The organism is Neisseria sp. GT4A_CT1 (genome assembly GCF_000227275.1).
Classification (GTDB): Bacteria; Pseudomonadota; Gammaproteobacteria; order Burkholderiales; family Neisseriaceae; genus Neisseria.
On record NZ_JH164975.1, the window covers coordinates 1 to 2,389 of the forward strand.

At 54.8% G+C, this 2,389-nt stretch carries 2 protein-coding genes; both read right to left on the reverse strand.

Translation table 11 applies throughout. The annotated features are described in order from the left end of the window. The coding region (gene vgrG / locus HMPREF1028_RS12710) for a type VI secretion system tip protein VgrG (RefSeq protein WP_009313168.1) at positions 1 to 1,838 on the reverse strand (1,838 nt) is incomplete at its 3' end. Positions 1,839 to 2,031: 193 nt separating this feature from the next. Then, positions 2,032 to 2,389, reverse strand: a 358-nt coding sequence (locus HMPREF1028_RS12715; protein ID WP_009313169.1) for an IS3 family transposase, incomplete at its 5' end; no start/stop codon positions are given.

Below are 2,389 nucleotides of genomic sequence, written 5' to 3' on the forward strand. Positions count from 1 at the left end.
CCTGCCTCTTTCAGGTCTTTGAGGGCGTCTTTCAGACGACCCCTTTGGGTTTCTTCATCGGTGTGGTGGTTGTTGGCGGTTTGGGCGGCTTTGTTCAGGCTTTTGGCGAGAGAGAGTGCCTGTTCGAGTTGGGAAATGGCATCGTCCATATCCAGCACTTTGCCGTTGGCGTCTTGGTTTTGTGCGCTGACGAGTATGCCTTTCCCCGCCCGTACTGCGCCCCAGCCGTCGGTTCTGAGTTCGAAGCCTTCGCCGTTCTCTCCGCGTTTTTCCCGACTTGAGTCGACGATGTGGCCGAGGTTGAGTTGGGATTTTTGGTAGTCGGTGGCGAGTTTGATGTGTTCCTGACCTTTTTGGTCTTCCATCCTGAGTTTGTTGTTCGCCCAGGTACGGATGACGTTCCTTGTGTTCCAATCGGCAGGGATGTGGTCGGGATGGGCGCTGTCGTGCATGACGCCGGAGATATACGGGCGGTCGGGGTTGCCTTGGACGAAGGACAGCATGACTTCGGTGCCTTCGTGCAGGGGGAAGTGGATGCCGTATTCGGGACCGGCATAGGGTTTGGCGAGTCGGACGGGACGGCTTTCTCCGCCGGGACTCCATTCGTCCAAATCAAACGGGAGTTTGACGCGGTAGCGCCCCATGTCGTCGATGTAGGCGTAGGTGCAGTTCTCTGCCGCGGTCACCCGTGCGGGCAGTGTGCCGGCGATATGCGGACGCTGGGTGGTGCGTTCGGGACGGAAGGCGAGTTGGGCGGGTATGGCGGCAAAGGTGTGGCTGTAGGCGGTATCGCGGCTGCCGCTGTGTTCCATGCTGAGTACCAGCCAGCCGTCGGGTGCTTCGGGGAAGGCGGTATCGGTTTGGAACACTTTCATCGGTGCCATAGAGACGACGTTGCCGCTGCCGTTGGCGACGGTTTGGCGGCAGAGGACGGCTTCGTTCAACAGGGTCGTCTGAACTTTGGCTTCGTCGGGGGTTTTGGGATGGAGCCCCCAGTTTTGCTGTTTGCCCAATAAGACGGTGTTGTCGGCAGATTCTTCGGATTGTTTGTTGTCGGTTTCGGCAAAGAGGTCGGTATCGGCACTGCGGTAGTTGTAGTCGGCACTGCGTATGCCTTCGACGATGGGGTTGTGGCGGATGCTGAGGTTGAACAGTGCTTCGGTACCGACGCTTTCCAGTCCGGCATGGGGGCGGTAGGAAACGGGCAGGCTTGGGTCGCGGAAGTAGTGTTCGGGACTGTCGCCGAAGACGACCACATCGCCATGTTGTTCATGCTGTTCGAAGGCATACCAAATGCCTTCTTCCTCACACAGACGGTTGATAAAGGCAAAGTCGCTTTCGAGATACTGGGTCACATACTCGCGTACGGTATAGCTGCGGCTTTTTTGGAAACGGTAGTCCACACCGGAGAAGCCGTGATGCTTAAAGACGGCGGCAACGATGTCGGGGACGGTTTGGTTTTGAAACAGTCGGGAGGATTGGAAATGTTTTAAAGCCGCGAAACGCGGCTCTAAAACAAAGCGGTAAACGGTTTCATCCTTGGATACGGACAGCTTCTCGCATGAGGTGATAATGCCCTGCCATTGTTTCGCCGGAGATTCGTCCGAACCGGCTGAAAAAGCGGCGGCGACTTCGGACAATACGGCCTCCTGCGGACGGATTTCAAATGCTGCGCGCTGGTTGAGGTAGGAAGACAGTGGCAGGGAGGAATCGGTGGAAGTGGCGGTGATTTCGACGCGGTAGGCGGTGTTGGCGGCTTCGGAGGCGGTGAAGGATTTGACGGAGAGGGAGGGGGAGAAACGGGCGAAGGTGAGGTGGTAGGATTGGCGGGCAGTCATGGCGATCTGGATGATTTATGATGAAAGTTTAAACATAAATCAAAAAGGCAGGCAAGACAAATGATTAATGACAAGTGGCAAAAATGTCGTATGGATGGTTTCTGAAAGTGATGGTTGAATAGATTTGGGACGAAAGAAGGTCGTCTGAAAACTTGAACTGGCCCCCAAATCTTGGACACTCATAAAAGCCTATTCAGGCGCTCTGTGCAAGCTGGGTTCTGTATGCGACAGGACTCAGCTTTTTCAATTTCAAACTGCAACGCTCCCGGTTGTAGTAATCCATATAGTCATCTATCTGCTTCATCAATTCATCTACCGTCAATTCACCTGCGTTATAGAAACACTCCGTCTTCAACACCGCAAAGAAGCTTTCCATCGGCGCATTGTCCCAACAGTTCGCCTTTCGCGACATGCTTTGAACCATGGAATGCTCCGCAAGCAATTCCCTATATCCCGCCGTACGGTACAGCACACCTTGGTCCGAATGAAGCATCGTTCCTTCGCCAGTCAGCCGGGGTGCGGCTTTTTCGAGCATTTCCTTTACCATTTCG